This is a genomic window from Vibrio cyclitrophicus, from assembly GCA_023206055.1.
Taxonomy (GTDB): Bacteria; Pseudomonadota; Gammaproteobacteria; order Enterobacterales; family Vibrionaceae; genus Vibrio; species Vibrio cyclitrophicus_A.
On record CP065366.1, the window covers coordinates 3402298 to 3419336 of the forward strand.

At 43.1% G+C, this 17039-nt stretch carries 14 protein-coding genes; 10 read left to right on the forward strand and 4 right to left on the reverse strand.

Annotated features, from left to right (window positions below; translation table 11 throughout):
* Positions 1 to 57 precede the first annotated feature (57 nt).
* Positions 58 to 948, reverse strand: coding sequence for a dihydrodipicolinate synthase family protein (locus ITG09_15170; protein UPR51990.1), 891 nt, complete (start codon positions 946 to 948; stop codon positions 58 to 60).
* A 293-nt stretch (positions 949 to 1241) separates the two neighbouring features.
* Between ITG09_15170 and ITG09_15175 the strand changes: the two genes are divergently transcribed.
* The gene (locus ITG09_15175; protein ID UPR51991.1) at positions 1242 to 2099 is read left to right on the forward strand and encodes a MurR/RpiR family transcriptional regulator; all 858 of its coding nucleotides are present in this window, start codon (positions 1242 to 1244) and stop codon (positions 2097 to 2099) included.
* A 204-nt stretch (positions 2100 to 2303) separates the two neighbouring features.
* Here ITG09_15175 and nagA read toward each other — a convergent pair whose 3' ends face one another.
* Positions 2304 to 3488: an N-acetylglucosamine-6-phosphate deacetylase gene (gene nagA, locus ITG09_15180; GenBank protein ID UPR51992.1), complete on the reverse strand. Its 1185-nt coding sequence runs from the start codon at positions 3486 to 3488 to the stop codon at positions 2304 to 2306.
* 245 nt (positions 3489 to 3733) lie between these two features.
* Between nagA and ITG09_15185 the strand changes: the two genes are divergently transcribed.
* The 5 genes from ITG09_15185 to ITG09_15205 all read left to right on the forward strand — a co-directional run bounded on the left by ITG09_15185 (position 3734) and on the right by ITG09_15205 (position 8694).
* Positions 3734 to 4441 (forward strand): putative N-acetylmannosamine-6-phosphate 2-epimerase, encoded by a 708-nt coding sequence (locus ITG09_15185; GenBank protein UPR51993.1) that lies wholly within the window; start codon positions 3734 to 3736, stop codon positions 4439 to 4441.
* Positions 4438 to 5334, forward strand: a complete 897-nt coding sequence (locus ITG09_15190; protein UPR51994.1) for an N-acetylmannosamine kinase — start codon at positions 4438 to 4440, stop codon at positions 5332 to 5334. The genes ITG09_15185 and ITG09_15190 overlap by 4 nt, the downstream gene beginning before the upstream one ends.
* 116 nt (positions 5335 to 5450) lie before the next feature.
* Entirely contained in the window at positions 5451 to 6950 is a 1500-nt protein-coding gene (locus tag ITG09_15195) for a sodium:solute symporter (protein ID UPR51995.1), read from the forward strand.
* 63 nt (positions 6951 to 7013) lie between these two features.
* Positions 7014 to 7487 (forward strand): YhcH/YjgK/YiaL family protein, encoded by a 474-nt coding sequence (locus tag ITG09_15200; protein UPR51996.1) that lies wholly within the window; start codon positions 7014 to 7016, stop codon positions 7485 to 7487.
* A gap of 139 nt (positions 7488 to 7626) precedes the next feature.
* Positions 7627 to 8694 (forward strand): porin, encoded by a 1068-nt coding sequence (locus ITG09_15205; protein UPR51997.1) that lies wholly within the window; start codon positions 7627 to 7629, stop codon positions 8692 to 8694.
* A 591-nt stretch (positions 8695 to 9285) separates the two neighbouring features.
* Here ITG09_15205 and ITG09_15210 read toward each other — a convergent pair.
* Positions 9286 to 9750 carry a tRNA (cytidine(34)-2'-O)-methyltransferase gene (locus tag ITG09_15210; GenBank protein UPR51998.1) on the reverse strand — a complete coding sequence of 155 codons (465 nt, stop codon included), beginning with the start codon at positions 9748 to 9750 and terminating at the stop codon, positions 9286 to 9288.
* Positions 9751 to 9917: 167 nt separating this feature from the next.
* Here ITG09_15210 and ITG09_15215 point away from each other — a divergent pair, with 167 nt between their 5' ends.
* Positions 9918 to 10364: a tRNA (cytidine(34)-2'-O)-methyltransferase gene (locus tag ITG09_15215; protein UPR53656.1), complete on the forward strand. Its 447-nt coding sequence runs from the start codon at positions 9918 to 9920 to the stop codon at positions 10362 to 10364.
* 187 nt (positions 10365 to 10551) lie between these two features.
* Here the strand turns inward: ITG09_15215 and fxsA are convergent, their stop codons facing one another.
* On the reverse strand, positions 10552 to 11076 hold the full coding sequence (gene fxsA, locus ITG09_15220) for a membrane protein FxsA (protein ID UPR51999.1): 525 nt from the start codon (positions 11074 to 11076) through the stop codon (positions 10552 to 10554).
* A 284-nt stretch (positions 11077 to 11360) separates the two neighbouring features.
* Here fxsA and aspA point away from each other — a divergent pair, with 284 nt between their 5' ends.
* The 3 genes from aspA to ITG09_15235 all read left to right on the forward strand — a co-directional run bounded on the left by aspA (position 11361) and on the right by ITG09_15235 (position 16260).
* Complete coding sequence (gene aspA / locus ITG09_15225) at positions 11361 to 12812, forward strand: aspartate ammonia-lyase (GenBank protein UPR52000.1); 1452 nt, start codon at positions 11361 to 11363, stop codon at positions 12810 to 12812.
* 180 nt (positions 12813 to 12992) lie between these two features.
* Positions 12993 to 14300, forward strand: coding sequence for an anaerobic C4-dicarboxylate transporter (locus ITG09_15230; protein ID UPR52001.1), 1308 nt, complete (start codon positions 12993 to 12995; stop codon positions 14298 to 14300).
* Between the two features lie 511 nt (positions 14301 to 14811).
* Positions 14812 to 16260, forward strand: a complete 1449-nt coding sequence (locus ITG09_15235; protein ID UPR52002.1) for a YfcC family protein — start codon at positions 14812 to 14814, stop codon at positions 16258 to 16260.
* The last annotated feature ends 779 nt before the right edge of the window (positions 16261 to 17039 follow it).

Sequence of the window (17039 nt, forward strand, 5' to 3'; positions counted from 1 at the left end):
TGCCGTGTACTTTCAAAACAACAAAGCCGGAGGTTAGCTCTCCGGTAAATGATTTATTTATTTGAAACCGGCTTCATTCATATTATTTACAACAATTTCTTTCTGTTCTGGTGTAAGTGGCAATAATGGCAAACGAGCATCGCCCGCATCAATATTATGAAGTGCCATAGCAGCTTTTCCTGCAGATACACCGCCAAATTCAACAAGTACCCGGATCAATGCAATAACATTATCCATTTTGCTAATCACGACATCATGTTGACCAGCTTCAAATGCTTCAATAATTGAATTAAAATGCTTTGCTGCATAATTATAAGTACTGCCAACCGCACTTTTAGCACCAACAGCAAGAGCTCCAGGTAAGAACTCGTCAACACCCCATGGAATATCAAATTTACCATCGCATGCACGTAAACAGCGTTGGTATTCATATAAGTCACCGCTATTGAATTTCAAACCCGATAGGTTAGGAATACGTTTATCCGCTGCTATTAAAAACTCTTCCATATCAACATTTACGCCTGACATACCTGAGTGGTAATAGTAAAAACCTTTTGAAGGCGCAGCTGCTGCAACGGAAGCACAATACTCAACAAGCTCATTCACGCTACCAGGTTTAAAAAAACAAGGGCCAATAGCTGATGTCGCTAAAATATCAAGCGTATCTGCGTGCTTGGTTAACTCTAGCGTATCAACAATGCTTAATGCGCCAGTATGTACAATGATATCCATTTTTCCATTGGTTGCAGAAACCCAACGTTCAGCAATCAGTTTTCTTTCTTCAACGCTACAGTGGATCCCTTCCCCCGTCGTTCCACAAATGTAGATACCTTTAACGCCATCCTTAATCAAATGAACAGCAATATTGTCAATCTCTTCAAAGTTGACTTGGTTGTCTGTGTTAAACGGTGTGTGCGGTGCTGCTATTAGACCCGATAATTTTTTCATGGTTTCCTCAGTCTGTACCAACGTACATTTAGTCTCATTGAAGTCAAACTTCATAATTAAAGCAAAAAGTGGAGCTGAACTCATACTATGGAGTGAAGTTCCACTATTCAATAAAAACCGTAATAGAAAAGACTATAAATGTGATGTCGGTTTAGATTAATGTTTGAGTCCCCCTTATAACGCCTCTTCAACTAAGGCTTACTGATTACAATAAATTCGGAGTTTAACTTCAAATAAAATACTTATTGTGTGAGAATACATACAATCAATGCTTAACGTCGAGTACACTCTATATGGCACAAATTCGAGCTGGCAACATCATAGATACCATGGGTAGCCTTTATAATAGCCTTACCCCCTCAGCAAAGCGTATTGCAGATTATGTATCATCTAACCCCGCTAAAATCAGTAAGCTCTCGATTGCGGACCTCTCCGTTGAGGTCAATACTGGAGACGCGACCGTTATTCGCTTCTGTCGCACTCTCGGTTTTAGCGGCTATCAAGACTTTAAATTACAGCTGGCGATAGAAGTTTCAACGACTCAAGCAACGGAACCAACGATACTCGATACAGATGTAACGGAAGACGACAGTTCCGAGATCATTGGTAAAAAGCTACAATCATCGATCGATCAGGTACTGTCAGAGACATTAAATCTACTCAACTTCACGCAGTTAGAAAAAGCCTCAGAAATTGTAAAGGAAGGAAAGGCCATCTATTTCTTCGGTGTTGGCTCTTCTGGCATCTCAGCGGAAAGTGCCAAATATAAGTTTATACGTATCGGACTTAATGTTGATGCTTATACCAACAACCACTTTATGTATATCAAAGCCTCCTTGTTACAGCCGGGCGACGTTGCTATTGGTATCAGTCACTCTGGTGATTCAGAGGAAACGACCAAGGTACTGAAGCTAGCAAAAGAGAACGGGGCGGCAACCATTGCTATCACGCACAACCCCCGCTCAGCTATTACCAAATACGCCGATAACGTGCTCGTTAATGGTAACCGTCAAGGGCAACTACAAGGTGATTCGATAGGCACTAAGATATCGCAACTGTTTGTTCTCGACCTTATGTACGCTCTATTGGTTCAAAAAGACATATCTGGCACTCACGATATCAAACTAAAAACCACAAAAGCATTAAGTTAATCCCCTTCATTCCCTTTTTTACAAATATTCCTCAGAGGGCATACCCGAGATACTTACCGAGACAACGCTAACGCGTATTGACATTCATCTACAGGGAAACCTGTAGCTTTCTATATTCACAGAAGAAAGCCAATATCGATAATATTGACTTTTTATCTTGGCATTAGGCGTTCAAACATTATGGTAAGAACGTCTATTTTATTTCTAGTTTGCCCGCTGATATACTAATTCGCCCATTTGAATGGTACGGTTGACTTTTAGCTCATCATCTAAAAAAACTAGATTGGCTTTGTATCCTTTCTCTATTTTTCCATAGCGATCATCCACACCAATGGACTCTGCAGGGTAGAGCGATGCCATATTCAACGCTTCAGGCAATGGCACATCCGCGTATTCAATCAAGTTTAGAATACTCTGATTCATGGTGATCGCTGCGCCGGCAATTGTTCCATCTTCATAATGACACTTCCCATTAGTGACAAAAGCTTGCATTCCCGCCATATCAAATTCAGTTAAGTCTGTACCCGCAGGTGTGACTGCATCAGTTACTAGAAATAGCTTTTCACCCAAGAGCTCGCGAGCAATCTTTAGTGAGGAGTAATCAACATGAATACCATCAGCAATAATGCCCGCGTGTGGTTTTTTGTTGAACACATAACCTACCGCCCCTGGCTCACGATTGGTGAGTGGTGACATGGCATTATATAAATGCGTTGCCATTTTTATGCCTTCTTTCGCAATGAGTTGATTGTACGTCGCATCGGTATGACCCATAGATACAGTAATCGATGATTCATTGAGTAGATCTAAAACCTTTTGACTAACGTTTTCTGGCGCGACCGTTAACACCGAAATGTGCTTCTGGTTTTCAATAAGGTAGTTGGCAGTAGCAATATCTAACTCACGAATAAATTGCGATTGATGAGCACCTTTTCTTTCAGCATTGATAAACGGCCCTTCTAAGTGCAAACCTAATACACCCACTTTTTCTGCACTTTTTATACTCGCCATTAGATCAAGGGCCTGTTTGAGAGATTGCTCCTCGCTGGTAATCAAAGTAGGGAGAAATTGCGTTACGCCGTATTGAACGTTTGTCTCGTTCATGGTTTTCAAGGTATCGCTCGATATGTCTGTATTGAATAACACGCCGCCACACCCATTAAGTTGTAGATCGATAAACCCAGGGTTAACCAACTGGTTCTTTGCGTCAATAACATTGAAAGGAAGTGAGTCTATTGTATCCATATCAGCGACCTCAGTAATCGTGTCCCCTTCGATAACAATTACCTGATTTTCTAATCGCTCACCATTACGATAAAAACTTGCATTTTTAATGACATATATAGGAGATGACTTCGTCGAATTTGTATTTTTGGACTCTATATCCATATTGATGCACTACCTTATGATGTGAAGTTATACTCCACAACCTCTCACAATCCTCCCCCACGAACAAGATACACTTAACAATCAGTTTGATATTTTTCATCCTTTAGTCACAAATCACTCGAATTTTTAGCCACAAAACGAGAGAACAATCACCATTTCAAAACAAACAATTTGAAGTAATACTCCAAAACAAAAATAATGGAGCAATACTTAATACTGAGTTTATTTTTTGGAGTTTAACTCGCATGATTAGCAACGATTCCCCTATTCTTGATAAGCTAGCACACGGATTTGTGTCTTCATGTCAACCTGTTGATGACGGCCCAATGGATAAACCATCAATTGTCGCAGCTATGGCCGCTGCAAGCGTAGCTGGTGGTGCGGTAGGTTTAAGAATTGAAGGTATTGAAAATCTTAAAGCAGTTCGATCGCTTGTGACAGTTCCAATCATTGGGATTGTTAAGCGTGACCTTTCTGATTCAGATATTCGTATCACCCCTTACATAGAAGATGTTATTGCGCTAAAAAATGCAGGCGCAGATATCATAGCTATTGATGCCACCAACCGATCTAGACCAACCGAAATCGCAGTTCTTATTGAAAAGATTCATCAACTCGGTTGTTTGGTCATGGCTGACTGCTCTGACTATGATGAAGGTATGGCTGCGTATAAATTAGGCGTCGAAATTATTGGAACCACCATGTCTGGTTACGTGTCGGGACCTGTGCCTAGTGAGCCTGACTTCCCATTCATTACTCGTTTATCTGAGCAGGGCTGTTTTGTTATGGCAGAAGGCCGTTTCAATTCACCGGAACTGGCCAATCAGGCAATTAAAGCCGGCGCATCTTGTGTCACCGTAGGCTCTGCTATCACACGAATTGAACACATTTGCCAATGGTTTGACCACGCGGTTCGCAACGCAAAAAGCGATAACATGGAGGCCATCGCATGAATACCTGCCTAGCTATCGACATTGGTGGAACCAAGATCGCTGTAGCACTAATTGAATCGGGTCAAATTCTAAAGATCGATCAGCGTGAAACGCCGTCGTCCAATTACTCTGAGGACATGACGCTCGCATTAAAGGAGTTACTTGCGCCTTTCAAAGAGCAAGCGGACTTTATTGCCGTCGCTTCTACAGGGATCATAAACCAAGGCGTGCTAACCGCGCTTAACCCTGACAATCTCGGCGGTCTAAATCAATACCGCTTAGCAGACACTCTTGAGCAGATCTGCCAAAAACCAGTAATGGTGATTAATGACGCTCAAGCAGCAGCATGGGCCGAGTACAAAACCCTGGAATCCAAATTTAATACAATGGGATTTATCACCGTTTCAACAGGCGTAGGCGCTGGGTTTGTCATCAACGACTCTCTTCTTATCGGTCAATACGGAATCGCAGGCCACGCAGGGCACATCCTAGCGGATCCTAATGGCCCTACGTGCGGCTGTGGTCGTCAAGGATGTGTTGAAAGCATTGCATCAGGCACCGCCATTGGAAAAGCAGGCCAGGCATTTTTCGGTAGTGACTGCACAGGTAAAATAGTTTTTGCTCAATACCAGAAAGGCCACCCAGAGGCGATAGCTATCGTAGACAACGCAGCTAAAACCATTGCTAATCTTATCGCTGATCTCAAGATCACTCTAGATCTTCAAGTTGTATGTCTTGGCGGTAGCATTGGATTAGCACCCGGTTTCTTACCACGTGTGCATCATCACCTCAGCTTATTACCTTCAGCTCATCAAGTTAAAGTGATGCATGCTCACAGTGGTGCTAATGCTGGTCTATTAGGTGTCGCATCATGGGCTCAGCATATTTACAACAATAAAGCTTTACCAAGATAGAAATGGCATTGCCATTTAATAAGATGCAAAGCCAACGATCTTATACCTACACATCAATATCTCTTTTATTAGGCACAAGAGTGTCTATTTAAATCCTACAAAAAAGGTCTACACTTATGGAAGCAAGTTCATTTGGTACCCTAAACTATTTAGCTTTAATAGTTTATTTAAGTGCAATTATGGGAGTCGGCGTATATTTCGCGAGGCGCCAAAAGTCAGCGGATGATTATTTTAAAGCAGGTGGGAGAATTCCGGGCTGGGCTGCTGGCTTCAGTGTTTTTGCAACTACACTGAGTTCCATTACATTTATGTCAATTCCAGCTAAGGCTTACACCGACGACTGGACGTTCTTAATCGGTCAATATATTGCGATCGCTATTTTACCTATCGTATTTTGGTTCTATATTCCTTTTTTTAGAAAACTGAACCTAACCTCTGTTTACGAATACCTAGAACGCCGCTTTGATGTAAAAATGCGTCTATTTGGTAGTATCTCGTTCATGCTATTCCACGTTGGCCGAATAGCAATCGTTACCTATTTGACAGCTCTTGCACTCATGCCGTTTATCGACATGAGCCCACTAATGATAGTGTTCCTGATTGGCGTGCTTTGCATCGTGTATACCTTCTTAGGTGGTATTGAAGGTGTAATTTGGACAGACGTTATTCAAGGTGTAATGCTTTCTGGTGCCGCTATCCTGATCTTCGTAGTCATCTGCTTCAACGTTGATGGAGGTATCAACGAAATATTCAGTATGTCAGCGCGTGAAGACAAATACTTCCCTGTGGACCAATTCCGCTGGAGCTGGAGTGAAAGTACCATTCCTGTATTGATGATTGGTTTCTTTTTCGCCTCTTTACAACAATTCACAGCGAGCCAAGATGTAGTGCAGCGCTATATTGTTACCGAAAACGTCGAAGAAACAAAAAAGGCACTGATCACTAACGCTAAACTGGTAGCGTGTGTGCCGATCTTTTTCTTCGCTGTTGGATCTGGCTTATATGCTTACTACTCGCAAAACCCAGGGCTTCTACCAGAAGACTTCAACACAGGTGGTATCTTACCATTTTACGTCATTTCGCACATGCCTGCTGGTATCGCAGGCCTGATAATCGCCGCTATTTTTGCAGCATCGCAATCAAGTATTTCAAGTAGCCTTAATAGCATCGCCGCTTGCTTTACTACTGATATCTACGAAAAAATCAGCAACACACCATCTCCAGAGCAAAAACTAAAAGTAGGACGTATAGTGACCGTCGCTACTGGTATCTTAGGGGTTGTCGCATCAACGTACCTTATCCTATCAAACGAAAGCGAAATATGGGATGCGTTCAACAGCCTACTTGGCCTAATGGGTGGCCCAATGACAGGTCTATTCATGCTGGGTATCTTCGTACGCAAAGCGAATGCTTCTAGTGCACTAGCTGGTGTGGTTTCAAGTATCGCGACGGTTGTGTGTGTACGCTATTTCACCGACCTGAACTTCTTCTTCTACGGTGTGATTGGTACGTTAATGGTAGTCATTGTGGGTTACCTAACTGCGCCACTGTTTAAAAACACGTTAAGCGACGCAGACAAAGAGCAACTGACTGTGGGAAAGCTTGCTAAGGCGTAACCAACCGTGCAAGGGCTCGCAACGAGCCCTTGCAACCTACCCTAGAATTTGGAGATAACCACTGTGATTTACGGTCATATTCAACATCATAACATTAATCAATATTTGCCAAAGCCAATCTTACGTTGCTTGGACTACCTACAAACCATCGACTTGATGGAATTAGAAGTGGGGCAACACACCATTGATGGCGACGATATCTTCGCGAACGTCATGGAATTCAATACAGTTCCTGCCGAAAGCAAACAAGCTGAAGTCCACCAAGACTATCTTGATATTCAATGCCTTATCTATGGTGAAGAGCGCATTCAATTTTGCAACGAGTCACCAAAGAACCTTCCGGCGAGCGACTACGATTCCGAGAATGACTTCTACTTAGTCAGTAACATGACCGACGCCAGCGAGGTGGCTCTACAACCAGGCATGTTTGCGGTGTTCTTCCCTGGAGAACCTCACAAGCCAGGCTGCGAAATAGTTCAGCCTGAAAAGATCAAGAAAGTGGTAGTGAAACTCCACAAGCGTTTGCTCGCTAACTAACAACTTTTACGAATACACGTCATCGTCCTCTTATTATGCCATTTCTAATGGCAGGGGCTTTGTCGTGCCAAAAACAAGCAAATACGGATATTTGCGAGTGAAACATTAGGGATATATCTCTACAAAAGTGGTACTTAGAATGAAAAAAACTTTACTTGCTCTAGCGCTGGCTCCGGTTGCTCTACTGCCTATTACCTCTCAAGCAGCACAAATTTATAAAGCAGAAGATGGCTCAATGTTGAACATGTATGGCCGTGTTCAAGGTGATTTCAAATATCACGATGAGCACAGCAACCCAGCCGCAGACGGCGACGAGAAACTGAACGGTTCAGTCAGTGCTCGTGTTGGCTTCAACGGTCACCAAGTGATCAACGACGATTATTCACTCATTGGTCAGATGCAGTACCAATTGGTTTCAAACGATGAAGACGCTAGCATTGATTGGCAAGCTCGTTACGTGTGGGCAGGTATCGACATGAACGAGAATGGCCGTATCGAAACAGGCCGTGTGCTGTCGGTTGTGACGCTGTTCTCTGACATTGGTGATATATTCTCTACTGGTGGCGACCCAGTTGCGGGTTACCACGTAGGTGAAGTTGACTCCAGTGCCGCGCTTATCTTCCGTCAAAACGGTACGTTCCAATACCGTAACGAAATCGGCAACTTGGCATTCGGTACAGCACTTATCACCAACAGCAACGTTGATTACGGTTACAACGCAGCAGCGCGTTACACCATCAATATGGGTGATGCGGGTGTCCTAAAGCCAGCCGCAATGTTCCAGTACAACCAATCTGACGATGTGAACGCTGACGTACAAGATTACCAGACTTGGGGCTTGGGCTCGCAATACTTCCTGGGCGGCCTATACCTAGGTGCAGCTTACACTCAAGAATCAATGGGGCTTAGAAACAGCAGCGACAATGCCGATACTACAGGCTACGACTTCCGTGCAGCATACGATTTTGGTAAATGGGTTGTCCGTGCGGGTTACCGTTACTTAGCACTGGATGAATCCACCAATGGCGAAGATGTGATTGAAGATGCAATTCAAACTGAGGTTCAATATCGCCTAACGCGTCAATCGTCTATATTCTTGAACTACACCGACAACAAAGGTGGCAACTCAGAAATTACGTCTTCTGGCGCAAGCGTATCTGGTCAGAAAGGCGCAGTGTTTACCACCAGCCTACGTTACGAGTGGTAGCATCTCCCCCATAACTACGTAATATGGTACCTTCCCCTATAGGTACCAATAAAAAGCCGAGCCCTAGTCCAGCTCGGCTAAATGTCTTAGTTCACGTCCTTCACCCTAGGTTGTACGCTTTTCGTCACCTTATTAAATATTTCTGAGTTATGTCGTCTGGCTAATAAGGTTCTGGATACCCCACCTTAAAGTTAATGCCCTAAAAAATCATCTCAGATTAGAAATAATCTACTCTTGTTGATATATTTGAATTAGCAAAATCCTCAATTATTACTTAAACGTGTATTTTATCGCTTTGCCTAGCGGTCTAGAATCTATCGCCTTTAGGGTCGTCATCCATTAGTAATGGTTCGTCGAGTATCGGCTTGGAAGACTTTATTTAAGAAAGAAGCAAATGATGATTTCGAATGAAATTAGTGCGCCTTCTTACAACGAACCGCAGTTTACCAGTTACTGAGTGACCATTGAGGAAGCATTAAAGCTTTAAGAGCGTATCGCAAAGATAATTAAAGTGAAGGTTTGAGCCCTATGCAGTACAAGTTGCACATACGCTTCAGAGAAGGGAGGCTCTATCCTACAAAATCAGTTAGCTCACTCCCCTCCAGGAAAACCAATCTGACGCCACGCTTCGTAACTTACAACCGCTACCGCATTCGACAAATTCATACTCCTAGCATCAGGCAACATCGCTATACGAATACGTTGTTCTTCGGGTATACCGTTACGGATCTCATCTGGCAAACCAGATGTTTCTGCCCCAAACAATAAAACATCACCCTCAACATAATTAGGTTCGTCATGCGGACGAGAGCCTTTCGTCGTAAGAGCAAATATGCGCCTTCCCTCCATCGCTTTCTCAAAAGCAAAGTAGTCAGGGTGCACAGTCACTCTTGCAAGATCTCTATAATCAAGAGCGGCACGTCGCAATTTTTTTTCCTCTAGATCAAAACCAAGAGGCTCAATCAAGTGCAAGTGGCAACCGTTATTACTAGCCAATCGAATAATATTACCAGTGTTAGCGGCTATTTTAGGAGAGTACAAAGCAATATGAAACATAGTCTTTCGATGCTCTTAAATTAATGGTAAGCGCTTTCTCTGCGCCAATTATTCGTTCAATTATACACTTTTTTTCTTAGGTCGCTTTCTTTAGGTAACGATCTATATGTAGGTACCTATCTTAATTGGGCTTTTTCATCTTAACCTAAAAAAAATAAAATTTTCAGATTGCCATAAGTTTCCACATCATCCGCCTATGTGCTAACTGCGGCGCAAACCTGCATCTTATCGAACCGCTTGGCTTTGATTTTGAAGAGAAGAAAGTTCGTCGTGCTGGCTTGGATTACCACGACCTTGCGCGAGTAAAGCGTCACAAGAACCTAGAAGCTTTTCTTGAGTATCTAGAGAATGAACGCGAGGGTGACTTCCGCATCTTTGCTTGCACCACTAAAACGACAGGCCACCACGTTGATGCGAAATTCCAACAAGGTGATGTGCTGATGTTTGGCCCAGAGACTCGCGGCCTGCCTGCTGAATTCATCGAAAGCATGCCAATGGAACAACGCATTCGTATCCCAATGATGCCAGACGCACGTAGCCTGAACCTGTCTAACGCAGTGGCAATCATTGCTTTTGAAGCATGGCGACAAATGGGTTTTGAAGGCGCGGTATAACCAAACGCTCAAACTAATCTGTTATCTGTTATCTGTTATCAATCGTAAACAGTAAGTAACATCAGGCGACAGACAATAAAAAAGGCTCTTACCATTATCACTTTCTTGCGAAGGATAAAGGTAAGAGCCTTTTCTGTTTTTCTATCTATATAAAGAAGAGAGAAAAACAAAGAAGAGAAAAAACGGATTAGTTTAAGCGGTTACGATCGTTGTCGTCGTCTTTCTTCTCAAACTCACCTTCAAAGGTGTTGCCGTCTTTTGATTGGTCAGATGGATCGCGATTGAATGGGTCTTGTCCAAATGGACTCTGGCCAAAACCAGCTTGTCCACCCGCATGGAAACCACCAGACATATTGGTCACCACCATTTTTTCCATCATTTTCTTGGCAATCATCGCTCTTGGTGCTGGCAGTAATACCAACATACCGAGTGCGTCCGTCATAAAGCCCGGAGTCAGCAGCAATACACCTGCAACCGCAAGCATCACGCCTTCAAGAATCTGCTGTGCTGGCATTTCGCCTTGTTGCAAACGACCTTGCACAGACATAAGCGTCTGAATGCCTTGGCTACGAACCAGTGATGCACCCACAAATGCAGTGATAAGAACCAACGCAATTGTTGGCCACAATCCTAAGAAGCCACCAACTTGAATAAATAACCCAATCTCAATGATGGGTACGAAGATAAATAGTAATAATAAGATAGGAAACACACGCCCTCCTTTGTTACTTGCAGTTTACGCTGAAAGCCCTAACAATCTCAAATTTATCCTGTAAATAAGCGTGTTTATTGACCAAGAATAACTTTGCAAAATATTGACTAAACAAAACCGAAAAAGGTGATCCACTTAATATTTTTATGCGCTAAGTACAGTATCATGTGCCACATAAGTCAGGACGGATTTATCAGCCCAATATTCTAGCGAACGGAGTATTTGCACACAGAATAGGCTAATAACTAACTATATAATCAGAATAATTCTCTAAGGATCCTGTTATGGCTACTCAATCAGAAGCTCAAGTTGAAGCTCCTCAAGCTACTCGTCTCGAAGAAGATCTATTAGGTCAACGTCATGTTCCGGCTGATGCTTACTACGGCATCCACACTCTACGCGCAGTTGAAAACTTCAACATCTCAAATGTAACGATCTCAGATGTACCTGAATTCGTTCGCGGTATGGTGATGACTAAGAAAGCAGCGGCTTTAGCAAACAAAGAGTTAGGCGTAATCCCAAGCGAAGTGGCTAAATATATCATCCAAGCTTGTGACCTAATTCTAGACACGGGTAAGTGCATGGATCAGTTCCCATCGGACGTTTTCCAAGGTGGTGCTGGTACTTCTGTAAACATGAACGCGAATGAAGTTATTGCGAACGTGGCACTTGAACTTATGGGCAAAGAAAAAGGCCAATACGAGTTCATCAACCCGAACGACCATGTAAACCGCAGCCAATCTACAAACTGTGCCTACCCAACTGGCTTCCGTATCTCTGTTTACAACAGCGTTCGTAAACTGATTGATGCGATTGAATACCTAAAAGGTGCATTCGAGCTTAAGAGCCAAGAATTCAACACGATTTTGAAGATGGGTCGTACTCAGCTTCAAGACGCAGTTCCAATGACGGTTGGCCAAGAGTTCCACGCTTGGGCTGTAACCATCAATGAAGAAATCAAAAACCTAGAATACACTTCAAAGCTACTGCTTGAGGTAAACCTAGGCGCAACAGCTATCGGTACAGGTCTGAACGCAGCACCGGGTTACCAAGGCCTAGCAGTTAAACACCTAGCAGAAGTAACGGGCCTAGAGTGTGTTGCGGCTGAAGATTTAATCGAAGCAACGTCTGACTGTGGCGCATACGTAATGACGCACGGCGCTCTTAAGCGTCTAGCCGTGAAACTGTCTAAAATTTGTAACGATTTGCGTCTGCTTTCTTCAGGTCCACGTACTGGCTTGAACGAGCTAAACCTACCTGAACTGCAAGCAGGTTCTTCAATCATGCCTGCTAAAGTAAACCCAGTTGTACCTGAAGTAGTAAACCAAGTTTGCTTTAAAGTTCTAGGTAACGACAACACGGTTTCTTTCGCAGCTGAAGGTGGTCAACTGCAACTGAACGTAATGGAACCTGTTATTGCACAAAGCATGTTTGAGTCTCTAGACATCCTAACAAACGCTTGTGTGAACCTACGCGACAAGTGTGTAGACGGCATTACGGTGAACAAAGAAGTGTGTGAATCTCACGTATTTAACTCTATCGGTATCGTCACTTACCTAAACCCATACATTGGCCACCACGAGGGTGACATCGTTGGTAAGATCTGTGCTGAGACAGGTAAGAGCGTGCGTGATGTGGTTCTAGAGCGCGGTTTATTAACCGAAGAAGAACTTGATGACATTTTCTCTGTTGAAAATTTGATGCATCCTCAGTATAAAGCAAAGCGCTACGAATAAAGTTAGCGAGAAAGGGCTCCAAAGGGAGCCCTTTTTTAGGCTCCAATACGGTTAACCATGATTATTTTGTGGATTTCCGTTGGTTGCGCTTTTGCCAAATTAAATCTAAACCATAGAACTATTATGTGAACATTCCAGTGGCGAATGTTCACATAATAAAATCTAACTGAGGTGTTACTTATGATTGCAGTAGAACTGTTTGTCGTCCTGCTCTTTATCTTTTTGGGGGCCAGAATTGGCGGTATCGGTATTGGTTTTGCCGGTGGTGCTGGTGTTATTGCCCTTTCACTTATTCTTGGCGTTCCAACAAGCCAATCTTTCATCCCGATCGACGTAATCTTGATCATCATGTCTGTTATCACCGCAATTGCTGCAATGCAAGTTGCTGGCGGTATGGACTGGCTGGTACAAATTGCAGAAAACTTTTTGCGTAAACACCCTGAACGCATCACCTTTTATGCGCCAATCGTGACCTTTGTAATGACATTGATGGCGGGTACTGGTCACACAGCATTCTCTACGCTTCCTGTTATTGCAGAAGTAGCAAAAGGCCAAGGCGTGCGTCCTTCTCGCCCACTGTCTATCGCAGTTGTTGCTTCTCAAATTGCTATCACAGCTTCGCCAATCTCGGCAGCGGTTGTGGCTTTCGCAGCAATGCTGGCACCATTTGGTGTTGATTACCTAACGCTATTGATGGTTTGTATCCCAACCACCTTCATCGCTTGTATGGTTGGTGCAGTTGTTGCTAACTACATGGGTAGCGAACTGAAAGACGATCCTGTTTACCAAGAGCGTCTAGAGAAAGGTCTAATCAAACTGGCAACAGAAGAGAAGCGCGAGATCCTTCCAACAGCGAAGAAAGCAACTTACATCTTCCTAGCAGCGATTGGTTTTGTGGTTTGTTATGCAGCGGCTATCTCTAGCTCTGTTGGCCTAATTGAAAACCCAGCTCTGGGCCGTAACGAAGCAATCATGTCTGTGATGCTGGCAGCTGCTGCTGCAATTGTTATGTTCACTAAGATTGATGCTGCGAAGATCTCTTCAGCACCAACATTCCGCTCTGGTATGACGGCATGTGTATGTGTACTTGGTGTAGCTTGGTTAGGTTCAACGTTTGTAAACGCACACGTTGCTGAGATCAAAGACGTAGCAGGCGCTCTACTGGCTGACTACCCATGGATGCTGGCTCTTGTTCTGTTCTTCGCTTCTATGCTGCTTTACTCTCAAGGCGCAACAACCGTTGCACTTATGCCTGCAGCTCTAGCGATTGGCGTAGCACCACTAACAGCCGTAGCTTCTTTTGCTGCAGTAAGTGCGTTGTTCGTACTTCCAACTTACCCAACGCTACTGGCAGCGGTTGAGATGGATGACACAGGCTCAACGCGTATCGGTAACTACGTATTTAACCACCCATTCTTCATTCCTGGTGTGGCAACAATCAGTACAGCGGTAGCACTAGGCTTCGCGTTCGGTGGTCTGTTCATCTAACATTCGCTGATGATTAAAATTTAAAAGGAAGCTTCGGCTTCCTTTTTTGTTTTCTACTCATGTGATATTTGATACACATCAAATAACCATTATAAACTTCAAAAACCGACCCAAAAAATAAAGTTTGAATAAAATTCCAAGATTATTCAACTCAACCAGAAGCAACACCTATCAAATCAATCTCCCCTCACTTTCCTTTAATCTATAGCGAATATTAATCCAAGCTAACCAACCAAAAAACCTTGCCATTTTTTTCACCATTTCCCAGTCCATTCATTAGCGATTATTTTTGTGAACAACACCAAAATTAAATAGTTAAGTAAGGAATAAAATAACCGCAGCTAAAATAAATCTAAATTCATTTGGATTGGTAAATATAAAAATAACCTTAATTTAAAGTCAGCAACTTTTTATCGTTGGGCACTTTATAATAGTCAATGTATTTACAATCTATAAATCATTAGTCGCTAATTCACATCACTTCTATTTAAGATGATGTAAGGAGATAGCCATGACAACTCAAACGATACCAAGCGAGACAAAAAAGGGCGGCTTCTTTGCCAATTTTAAATTCCCTTCTGCTTATACCATTTTATTTATTCTAATTGCGTTCGTTGCTCTACTTACCTGGATTGTTCCTGCGGGACAATACGACCGAGCAATGAATGAAGAACTCGGCCGAGAAGTACCCGTAACAGGCACTTATCAAGCGGTAGAGGGTAACCCTCAAGGCGTAATTGATGTACTGCTAGCGCCTATTGACGGCTTCTACGACCACAATAGCTACGAAGCTGCGGCAATCGACGTTTCGCTGTTCATCTTAATCATTGGTGGCTTCTTAGGGTTAGTAACTAAAACTGGTGCGATTGATGCCGGTATCGAACGTGTCACCGCCCGCTTAGAAGGGCGAGAAGAGTTGATGATACCGATACTGATGGCGCTGTTTGCTGCTGGCGGTACCGTCTACGGCATGGCGGAAGAATCACTGCCATTCTATACGCTGCTAGTACCAGTAATGATGGCCGCTCGCTTTGACCCTTTAGTTGCTGCTGCCACGGTACTGCTTGGCGCAGGGATTGGGGTGTTAGGTTCCACCATTAACCCATTCGCGACCGTGATCGCTGCCAACGCCTCTGGTATTCCATTTACCGATGGTATCGTACTGCGTGTCGGTATGCTGATTGTTGGTTGGGGTATTTGTGTCGCTTACGTTATGCGTTACGCAAGAATGGTTCAAGCCGATCCAAGCAAATCGATTGTGTACGACAAGTACGAAGAGAACAAAGCGCACTTCTTAGGTAATGCGAGCGGCGAAAAACTTGAATTCACCATGACTCGCAAACTGATTCTGACCATTTTTGGTGGCTCGTTCGCTGTGATGATTTACGGCGTATCCGTTGCTGGATGGTGGATGGCTGAAATCTCCGCGATGTTTTTAGCAGCAACTATCATCGTTGGTATTGTGTCTCGCATGAGCGAAGAAGAGTTTACCACTAGCTTCATTGACGGTGCTCGAGACCTACTGGGCGTAGCGCTTATCATAGGTATCGCACGTGGTATTGTGGTGGTGATGGACCGCGGTATGATCACCGACACTATCCTCTTCTCTGCAGAGCAAATGGTCACCGGCTTGTCTTCGGTTATCTTTATTAACGTGATGTTCTTCTTAGAGATTCTCTTGTCATTCTTAGTGCCTTCAACCTCTGGTTTAGCGGTACTCACCATGCCAATCATGGCGCCATTGGCTGACTTTGCAGGCGTAGGTCGTGACCTTGTTATCACCGCTTACCAATCAGCTTCTGGCTTGGTGAACTTAATCACACCAACCTCTGCGGTCGTAATGGGTGGTTTGGCGATAGCTCGTGTCCCTTACGTACGCTGGGTTAAATGGGTAATGCCATTAATCGGTATCTTGATGGTGTTCTGCATCATTGTTCTGAGTATTGGTGCACTTATCTAAAACCAACACACCTCACTTTCTCACTCAAAGCCGCTTTCTAGCGGCTTTTTTGTCACTATCGTTCACCAACAAGACCCTTCCATCGAAACACCCTCACAAGCTGCACACGCATCATTTAAAGCCTCTCTATCAACCTATAAGCCCTATCGCCCTATCAAAGCAGCAAAACCTAAACGAGCTGAGACACTTGCTAGAAAGCAAAACTAACCTTTAAACATCGACGCTAAGGTTAATTAAAAAGCAAATATTCATCGCTACTATATTTAGAAAAATACTTAGTCACGTATTATCGTTAATTATATTTAAAGTAATTCACGCTGTAATAACCAAAGGAAAAACATTAGCTATTTTCATAGAAAACCGGATTAAAACACTCGATTATAAAGTGTGACCGCAATAGCTTAATTCGCATTTAAATTGTTAAGGAATAATTAATTTCACATTCAAAATTAAATATATAAATACTAACATTGCATACTTCCACCTTAAGCTCATTCTTATCAATAAATTTAATTTGCATATAAACCCCTAGAATTCCCATTCTAGTAATACGGGTGAAAAAAGCATGCATAATATTCCCAAAGAGCTAACTATTTAGAAGGGGTAGCCAATAGTTAAAAGTGCATAAAGTTTGTTAAAACCATTAATTTTAAAGGGCTGCGGGATAAAAAACGATTTGTGATAGATCTCTAAGAATACCTGACTAGCAGGCGTAATATTAATTCCAGACAAGAGATATGAATAAATAATTCATTCTTCTCAACTGAAAATAAATAATT

Bases quoted from the DNA above. Each gene is read 5' to 3' on its own strand.
- ITG09_15170 (UPR51990.1), bottom strand. From the start codon at position 948: ATGAAAAAATTATCGGGTCTAATAGCAGCACCGCACACACCGTTTAAC.
- ITG09_15175 (UPR51991.1), top strand. From the start codon at position 1,242: ATGGCACAAATTCGAGCTGGCAACATCATAGATACCATGGGTAGCCTT.
- nagA (UPR51992.1), bottom strand. From the start codon at position 3,488: ATGGATATAGAGTCCAAAAATACAAATTCGACGAAGTCATCTCCTATA.
- ITG09_15185 (UPR51993.1), top strand. From the start codon at position 3,734: ATGATTAGCAACGATTCCCCTATTCTTGATAAGCTAGCACACGGATTT.
- ITG09_15190 (UPR51994.1), top strand. From the start codon at position 4,438: ATGAATACCTGCCTAGCTATCGACATTGGTGGAACCAAGATCGCTGTA.
- ITG09_15195 (UPR51995.1), top strand. From the start codon at position 5,451: ATGGAAGCAAGTTCATTTGGTACCCTAAACTATTTAGCTTTAATAGTT.
- ITG09_15205 (UPR51997.1), top strand. From the start codon at position 7,627: ATGAAAAAAACTTTACTTGCTCTAGCGCTGGCTCCGGTTGCTCTACTG.
- ITG09_15210 (UPR51998.1), bottom strand. From the start codon at position 9,750: ATGTTTCATATTGCTTTGTACTCTCCTAAAATAGCCGCTAACACTGGT.
- aspA (UPR52000.1), top strand. From the start codon at position 11,361: ATGGCTACTCAATCAGAAGCTCAAGTTGAAGCTCCTCAAGCTACTCGT.
- ITG09_15230 (UPR52001.1), top strand. From the start codon at position 12,993: ATGATTGCAGTAGAACTGTTTGTCGTCCTGCTCTTTATCTTTTTGGGG.
- ITG09_15235 (UPR52002.1), top strand. From the start codon at position 14,812: ATGACAACTCAAACGATACCAAGCGAGACAAAAAAGGGCGGCTTCTTT.